Genomic DNA, 7,322 nt, shown 5'->3' on the forward strand with positions numbered 1-7,322 from the left:
CATTCGCATAGCGCAAGAAGCAATGCTTGTACAGCAGCAGAAGCTCGAACAGATGAAGTCGCTCTATCGCGAAGCGACGAGAGCTCGGGCCGCTGCAGAAGATCTTCGTGCACAGAAGGCTGCGGATGAGTTCTTTCTCATCAAGCAACATGCGGCAAAGAAAAAGATTGCTAAAGAGACACTAATATAAAGCGCTGTCGTTTTGGAACGTGAACTGCACATATCCAGGGCATGATGGACATGGCAGCAGCGACGATCGGATCCTCGCTCGTGCGAGGAACGGCAATATCGTCTGACGTGCACTCGACGGGGATTAGCGACAACCTGTCGGGTACAGGAGACTCGCTGTTTGCCGGCATGTTTGAAGCAGCAGCGGGAACCGGTGCACAGACTGCGACCGATGCGCCGATTCTGGCTGACGGCAAGACTAAGGTTCCTGCAACACAGACGTTGTCTGCTGGAACATTCGACAAAGCCACCGATCTTTCTCGCGGATCTCTGCAGCAGACTACTTCCGCCGTGGATACGGTGCCGCATTCAAGCGAGACATCAATAGCGTCTACGCCAGCTGCTCCTCAGATCGTTACTGCACCACAAGTTGGTTCTGCGATAAGTGATGCGGTACCGCAGCAGATGGGGGACGTTTCCAATGTTGAAGTGCCACAAGCTGATTCGAAGGACGCGGTGGGGACGATTGCTGCACAGCAACTGCCAGCCCCAGAGGCTCAGGATAAGCCGCGGCTGATTGACAGCCAGCTATTGCCGCAGACTCCGCATGAATCAGGAGCAAAGCCAGTTCCACAGGCAGAGAATACCTCGACGGTATTAAGCGGCGATAAGGTAGAGACCTCCGATTCGGAGCCTGCCGTCGCAGTGGCCGTGAAGCCAAATGTTTCTGCACCACCGATTCCCGTACAGCCAGGGCCTGTGACTAAGGATGCGCCCGCGCAGTCAGAGATACCGGCTCAAGCGAATACGGCAGTACAGGCGACTCCAGACGAAGTACAGGCGGCTCCGGACCAGCAAACTGTTTCAACACGGGAAACCGTACCCCAGCCACAAGCTCCGTCACAAACTCAAGAGTCGAAGACAGGTACGGGAACTCTTCCGCTTATCATGCCTCGCGGGCACCAATATGCATACCAGCCGCTCGTTAGGGCCATCGACGTTGGGGTTGTAGCCACCCATGTGCCGCAGACGGACGCATCGGTAAAGACGGACAGCCCGAAGGGTGCGGTTTCAACCGATGCAAAAGAAGATGTACCGCAGGCGGCATCGTCTTCTGAAGAAAAGAACGATGCTCAGGATAATGGCCAGGATGGAAGCCTTGTTGCTGCCGTTATAGTTCCTGCATTGCCGGTGCAGTTGGCCGGCGGCGAGCCGACCAAGGTTGGCAAAGATGCACTGTCTTCTTCTGAGTCCCATTCCGCTGTACGTGGCAGCAGCAAGGGTTCGGTCTCGGGAAAGATCTCACACGGGGAGACCGGAAACAATGTTGCTCCCCAGCAGCAGATTATCCAGAGCGATGCAGTCGTCAATGCCATGCCGATGACCTCTGCAGCTCCAACTGTGCAGAAGCAGGCGCAGGAAGATAGCGTCGAGGGTTCGCTTCAGTCGGTTGTCGCGGTAAAGACGGTAACAACAAAAACGGTTGCAGGTAAGTTTGGACGTCCAGTTCAGATGGCAGGACGACAAAAAGAGGCCACTGCAAAAGATGAAAAGCCTGCGAAGGATGAGGCAGGAGTAACGAAGATCTCGCAGGATGTTTCCGCTCCTGCGGAGAAAAATACCTCCGCCGCCAACGAAGCGCCTGTTCCGCAGGCAGCGCATTCTCCCGCGGTCCACACCGTAGATAACAAGCTGCATGCGGTCTCTGCGCTGAAGGTAGAGACAGGGGCGAACAATCTCCAGGATCTGACGGACGCTCCGAAGCCGACGCAGTCAGGTTCTCGCGATCCATTTGCGCGCCTGGATGCGGCTGCAGGATCGAATGCGCAGGAAAACGGCGCACAATGGGTAGCCGCTGGACATCGCCAGATTGAAGTGGCGATTGCGGATGAAACACATGGTGTGATGCATGTGCGCGCCGAGAAGGGAACCGACAACACGGTGACGGCCGTGGTGATGGCGAGCAGTGAGTTTTCGCACGAGGTGCTGAAAGCTGAAGCACCACATATGACAAGTTTTCTGAGCCAGCAGACGGTGCCGGTGGACAGAGTCCAGGTGGTCCGGATGCAGGAGAGCGCTGCCATGAACATGGACCTGGGCGGGAGAGCGCAACAGGACCGTGGGCAGCAGTCCTCCGGCACCGATGCGGGGGCAGAGCAGAAAAAACTGGTATGGCGGCAGGTAGGAGCTTCTCCTTCCTTGTCGACCACATCACGCGGTTTAGGGCTGTTGAGCGTCCGGGTATAAGCCGGATTAAGGGGAGACGGAAATGCAGGTAAATGCGAACGCAGCGAGCCCGATGGCTTCGACATCGAGTACGAACAATTCAACAAGCAGTAGCAGCAGTGGTGGCAACAATATCACCGCGAGCGACTTTATGACGCTGTTGGTGGCCGAGATGAAGAACCAGGATCCCACGCAGCCGACCGATCCGAGTGCCTACCTGCAGCAGCTGGTGAGTGTCAACAGTCTGCAGCAGTTGATTTCGATCAATCAGGGCATTACCTCCATAACGTCAGGCACCAGCTCAACAAGTTCCAGCAGCAACGGATAAAGATTTCCAGCAGTAACGGATCAAAGATAAGGAGAATTACGATGGGTGCATTTTCAATTGCGCTGACGGGCCTGAAGGCCAATACCGTGGCGCTGAATACGATCGGTAACAATCTTGCGAACCTGAACACGGTGGCCTTCAAGGGCGCTACCACCGAGTTCGAAGACCTCTTCTACCAGCAGCTCGGCGAGTCTGGCTCGGGCAATGCGTTGCAGTCCGGACTTGGTACTCGCGTTTCCGGAACTGTGGGAGACTTTTCGCAGGGTGGCCTGACCACGACGAATAATGCGACCGATATGGCGCTGAACGGCGACGGTTTCTTCGTGATCCAGGACCATGGTCAACAGCAGATTACGCGCGCCGGCGACTTCCAGCTTGCCAAGGATGGCTATCTGACGACCCTGGACGGCGCCAGCGTGATGGGCTTCCAGAGCACGGACGGAGTAACTGTAGGCACCGGCGGCGCCCTGGCTCCGATCCAGCTTCCGATCGGTTCCAACCAGGCGGCCAGCACCACCAAGAATGTTGGACTGCGGGCGAATCTGGACTCTTCAGCGGCCACTGGCACAACCTTTGCCAGCTCCGTAAGTGTGTACGACTCCCTCGGAAACACGCACCTGGCGAGCGTCAAGTTCACGAAAACCAGTAATACGACCTGGAATTACGACATCGAGCTTCCCGCTGGCGATATCTCGGGCACGCCCTCGAACAATACCGGCACGCTGACTTTCGACTCGACTGGCAAGCTGGTCGGACCGAGCAGCAATATCACCGGCATCACCTTTCCGGGACTGACCAATAGTGCCGCAGACCTGAGCTTCAACTGGTCGCTCTATGACGGCGCCGGCAACGGGATGGTCTCGAGCTCAAGCTCTGCCTCCGCTACTGCGTCTACCACCCAGGACGGGTATGCCAGCGGTACCTACCAGAACTTCTCCATTGATTCCAATGGCATCATCTCGTCCAAGTACAGCAACGGCCGTAGCAGCGTGGTCGGCCAGTTGGCTATCGCCACGGTTAGCGACACCCAGGGTCTGACCCGCGTCGGCAACAACTCCTTTATCTCCAGCCAGGCATCCGGTCTGCCGTCCATCGGCGTCGCCGGTGCGGGTGGCCGTGGCACGGTGTTGGGAAATTCATTGGAACAGTCCAATGTTGATATCGCCGGCGAGTTTTCGCGTCTGATCGTCGCCCAGCGCGCCTTTGAGGCGAACTCCAAGACGGTTACGGCGTACGACACGCTAACCCAGTCTGCAATCAATATGATCCGTTAGTTGTAGCGTCTGAGGCCTTCCTGAGTCCTCACTAATGCCTGCCGTGCCTGAATGGCACGGCAGGTGCATTTAAGTGGGACATATGGCTAAAGCAGAGACAGCAGAGATGACGCCCGCAGTGCCGGTGGCCAAAGTGGGCATAGTGCAACTGGCGATGGTCGCCTTTGTTGCGGTTATAGGAGCCGTGGGAGCGGCCGGCGGACTGGTCTGGTGGATGGGGAAGACCGGGAAGCTCGGCGGCGGCGGCACAAAGATTGTTGAGGTCGTCAAAACCGAGCCCCAGAAGACCAAGGACCAGGTCCTGGAACCGATGGTAGTCGCAGGATGTCGCGGTACGGGATGCGCTGATCGACGTCCTGGGGCGCAAGAGCTCAGAGGAACTGCTGCAGCCTGAAGGTAAAGAGCAGGTCAAGAAAGAGATCAAGGCCGTACTCACGGTGCGCGAACCCAGCATGAAGGTGGTTGACATCTTCTTCACAGAATTCCTGGTCCAGCGGTAAGGAGACAGAGATGCGTCGCAGCGTAGCAATGGTCAAAGCCGAAGTAGTAAAGCCGGAACTCGCGATCGTGCAGAGAACGATCGTTCCGCTAGCCGAGATGCGTCGTCCGGAACCAGCCGGCCTGGCCTCCTGGATCCTGCGTTCCTGGAAGGGACGCGCTACTCGTCCTCGGGAGCAGAAGCGCCTCCGTGTCCTCGAACAAGTCTCGCTTGGCAACAAGCAGCAACTTGCGCTGGTGGAGTGTGAAGGTCAGCAGTTCCTGGTTGGAAGCAGTGAGCACGGCGTTCAGGCCATGATGCCGGTAAGGAAGGCTGAGTAGATGCTGGTTCGTCCTGTCCTGCTGGTCGCCGTCCTGCTGTCCGGCGTCTCCATGCAGGCTGAAAAACGGAGTGCGGCCCATGGGCAGCCGGCCGCAGCGGTGGCAGAGAGCCCCGCTGTCGCAGAGCAGCGGATGGCGCTGGCCTTTGCCACTGAAGCGGCACGTCGGGCGGCGGGCTCAACTGCCCCTACGGCGCCGACGGCTCCGTCAAAGTCGAACCAGAATACGGGTAAGCGCGAAGATTCCATCAACCACCGCCTCGAGAACGAACCCAGCAGCTCCTGGTCGATCGTCATCGGCCTTACTCTRCTGAGCCTGCTCCCGGCGATTCTGCTGTCGATGACGCCGTTGGTGCGGTTGCTGGTTGTCTTTCACTTCCTGCGCCAGGCGCTGGGGACGCAGACAGCTCCGTCGAACCAGGTATTGATGGGACTCGGTCTCATGATGACCTGGTTCCTGATGCAGCCAGTCCTGGTCCAGGTGGACCAACAGGCAGTGGCTCCCTTCAGGGCCGGACAGATCAGCGGTGAAGAAGCGATCGCGAAGGGCTCTGAACCGGTCAAGGTTTTCATGCTGAAATACGCTCGCGAAAAAGACCTGGCGCTGTTTGCCTCTGCCGGTATGGCGGAGCGCCCTCAGACCCGCGCACAGCTCCCGATGCAGGTTGTCGTTCCGGCGTACATCCTCAGCGAGCTCAAGGCAGGTTTTCAAATTGGCGCGATTCTCTTTCTTCCGTTCCTTCTAATCGACCTGGTGGTAGCAAGCGTGACGACCTCTATCGGCATGATGCAGCTTCCTCCTGTCGTGATCTCAACTCCGCTGAAGATTCTGCTCTTTGTGATGGTCGATGGCTGGAACCTTCTGACCGGCTCGCTGCTGAAAAGTTTTTCGTGAGGAACAATCGTGGAACCCAACCAAGTTGCTGAACTCGGACGAATGCTGCTGCGTGAGGCGCTGATTCTCAGCGCTCCGCTGCTGATCTGCGGATGCTTGATCTCCGTCGGTCTGAGCCTTCTGCAGACTCTTACCAGCTTGCAGGAACAGACGCTGACGACGGTACCTCGCCTGTTTGTCGTTCTGGGAGCAGCCATGGTGACGCTGCCCTGGTTTCTGCACCGTGTGATGACCTTCACCGTGACGTTGTGGCGCGACTTCCACCGCTTTCTTGGATAACGACATGCCGATCGATTTCGCAAATCTGCCGCCGACCTGGGAACGTCTGCTGGCGACCGGACTGCTGGTGTCGATCCGTGTCAGCAGCCTGATGCTCTTTGCCCCGGTGTTCTCGTCGAAGGCAATTCCCATGCGCATCAAGGCTGGTTTCGTCTTCGCGATCGCGTTCCTGCTTACTCCGGTGGTAATGGAGCTGGGACCAACGCCGGCAATCAATGCGTCCTCCGTGCTTGGTGAGCTTTCGGTTGGCCTGGTCTTCGGATTTGCGCTGTCGCTGATGAACGAAGCTCTGTCCTTCGCCGGTCAGTTACTGGGCATCGATTTCAGTTTCTCGCTCGTAAACCTGATGGATCCGAACTCACAGATTGAGACTCCAGTTCTGGGCCAGTTTCTGGGATGGATTGGAATTCTCGTACTACTGGCCTGTGGTCTTGAGCGCACGATGCTGGCCGCATTTATGAGGACGTTTGCCGCAATTCCTGTAGGCCAGGCAGTGATGCACACCAATAGCGGTATCGAGCTGGCGCATATGACAGCAGGTGTCCTGCTGGGCGGCCTTCAGCTTGCGGCGCCTGTGATGTGTGCAGCGCTGATGGTAGAGGTCGTTGTCGGCTTGATCGCCCGAATCTCTCCGYAGCTTCCGGTCATGGCGGTCAATGTCCCCGTGAAAACACTGGTGAGCTACGGTGTACTGATCGCATCGCTCGGAATCTGGCCGCTTTGGATTGAGCACAACTTCACCAACCTGTTGAATGCCGCTGAGAGGCTGGTGCGCGGGTGAGCGAGCAGAAAACAGAACAGGCAACACCGCAACGCAAGCGGAAGGCGCGCGAAAAAGGCGACGTCGTCCGCTCGCGCGAGTTGCTCAGTTCTTTAGCCATGCTCGCTGGTCTGGCCGCAATAGGTGCGGTTGCTCCGAAGGTGCTGCAGAGCTGGCGGGGGGCCTATTCTGATGTGCTCTCGATGACCAGCGAGCGCTGGGACGAGGCAATGTTTCGCCATGCTATCTGGCATGTCGCACTTCCGGTGCTGTGGCCCGCAGTCGTGGTAATGAGCTGTGCACTGATGGGCGCTCTGACGGGAGGCATTCTGCAGGGTGGTGGCACACAGATCCAGGTCGAAGCACTGCAACCCAAATGGACCCGCCTGAATCCGGCTGAAAACGTTAAGCAGCTCTTCGGCACCCGCTCCATATTGCGTCTGGCTAAGAGCCTGATCCCCGCGGCCGTCGTGATTGGTATCGCAATTGGAACCATTCGCAGCCTTATTATCGGCATGCCGGTGATGAGCCTCAATCGCCTCACCGAGACGCTCGCCTCTGCCTATCACCTGGC

Annotated in this window: 11 protein-coding genes; all 11 read left to right on the forward strand. The window is 57.8% G+C overall.

The window, feature by feature from the left end:
• Positions 1–190: hypothetical protein (locus AB4043_RS16190; protein WP_442307518.1), on the forward strand; the 190-nt coding region annotated here is incomplete at its 5' end.
• Positions 191–240: 50 nt separating this feature from the next.
• A complete protein-coding gene (locus tag AB4043_RS16195; protein ID WP_442299380.1) occupies positions 241–2,415 on the forward strand; it encodes a hypothetical protein in 2,175 nt (724 codons plus the stop codon).
• A gap of 22 nt (positions 2,416–2,437) precedes the next feature.
• Positions 2,438–2,722 carry a flagellar hook capping FlgD N-terminal domain-containing protein gene (locus tag AB4043_RS16200; RefSeq protein WP_442299381.1) on the forward strand — a complete coding sequence of 95 codons (285 nt, stop codon included), beginning with the start codon at positions 2,438–2,440 and terminating at the stop codon, positions 2,720–2,722.
• A 41-nt stretch (positions 2,723–2,763) separates the two neighbouring features.
• Positions 2,764–3,996, forward strand: a complete 1,233-nt coding sequence (locus AB4043_RS16205; protein ID WP_442299382.1) for a flagellar hook protein FlgE — start codon at positions 2,764–2,766, stop codon at positions 3,994–3,996.
• Positions 3,997–4,078: 82 nt separating this feature from the next.
• A complete protein-coding gene (locus AB4043_RS16210) occupies positions 4,079–4,390 on the forward strand; it encodes a hypothetical protein (protein WP_442307519.1) in 312 nt (103 codons plus the stop codon).
• Positions 4,380–4,496, forward strand: a complete 117-nt coding sequence (locus AB4043_RS16215; RefSeq protein WP_442307522.1) for a flagellar basal body-associated FliL family protein — start codon at positions 4,380–4,382, stop codon at positions 4,494–4,496. The genes AB4043_RS16210 and AB4043_RS16215 overlap by 11 nt, the downstream gene beginning before the upstream one ends.
• Before the next feature lie 10 nt (positions 4,497–4,506).
• Positions 4,507–4,815 carry a flagellar biosynthetic protein FliO gene (locus tag AB4043_RS16220; RefSeq protein WP_442299384.1) on the forward strand — a complete coding sequence of 103 codons (309 nt, stop codon included), beginning with the start codon at positions 4,507–4,509 and terminating at the stop codon, positions 4,813–4,815.
• On the forward strand, positions 4,816–5,709 hold the full coding sequence (gene fliP, locus AB4043_RS16225; protein WP_442299385.1) for a flagellar type III secretion system pore protein FliP: 894 nt from the start codon (positions 4,816–4,818) through the stop codon (positions 5,707–5,709).
• A gap of 9 nt (positions 5,710–5,718) precedes the next feature.
• Positions 5,719–5,988 carry a flagellar biosynthetic protein FliQ gene (locus tag AB4043_RS16230; protein WP_147648533.1) on the forward strand — a complete coding sequence of 90 codons (270 nt, stop codon included), beginning with the start codon at positions 5,719–5,721 and terminating at the stop codon, positions 5,986–5,988.
• Positions 5,989–5,992: 4 nt separating this feature from the next.
• Complete coding sequence (locus AB4043_RS16235) at positions 5,993–6,769, forward strand: flagellar biosynthetic protein FliR (protein WP_442307520.1); 777 nt, start codon at positions 5,993–5,995, stop codon at positions 6,767–6,769.
• On the forward strand, positions 6,766–7,322 hold a 557-nt coding region (locus AB4043_RS16240; RefSeq protein WP_442307521.1), incomplete at its 3' end, for an EscU/YscU/HrcU family type III secretion system export apparatus switch protein. The genes AB4043_RS16235 and AB4043_RS16240, both read left to right, overlap by 4 nt.

It is taken from the genome of Terriglobus sp. YAF25, from assembly GCF_052113305.1.
Lineage (GTDB): Bacteria > Acidobacteriota > Terriglobia > Terriglobales > Acidobacteriaceae > Terriglobus.

Coding starts and splice junctions, on each gene's coding strand:
- AB4043_RS16205 (WP_442299382.1), top strand. CDS start 2,764: ATGGGTGCATTTTCAATTGCGCTGACGGGCCTGAAGGCCAATACCGTG.
- AB4043_RS16210 (WP_442307519.1), top strand. CDS start 4,079: ATGGCTAAAGCAGAGACAGCAGAGATGACGCCCGCAGTGCCGGTGGCC.
- AB4043_RS16195 (WP_442299380.1), top strand. CDS start 241: ATGGCAGCAGCGACGATCGGATCCTCGCTCGTGCGAGGAACGGCAATA.
- AB4043_RS16220 (WP_442299384.1), top strand. CDS start 4,507: ATGCGTCGCAGCGTAGCAATGGTCAAAGCCGAAGTAGTAAAGCCGGAA.
- AB4043_RS16200 (WP_442299381.1), top strand. CDS start 2,438: ATGCAGGTAAATGCGAACGCAGCGAGCCCGATGGCTTCGACATCGAGT.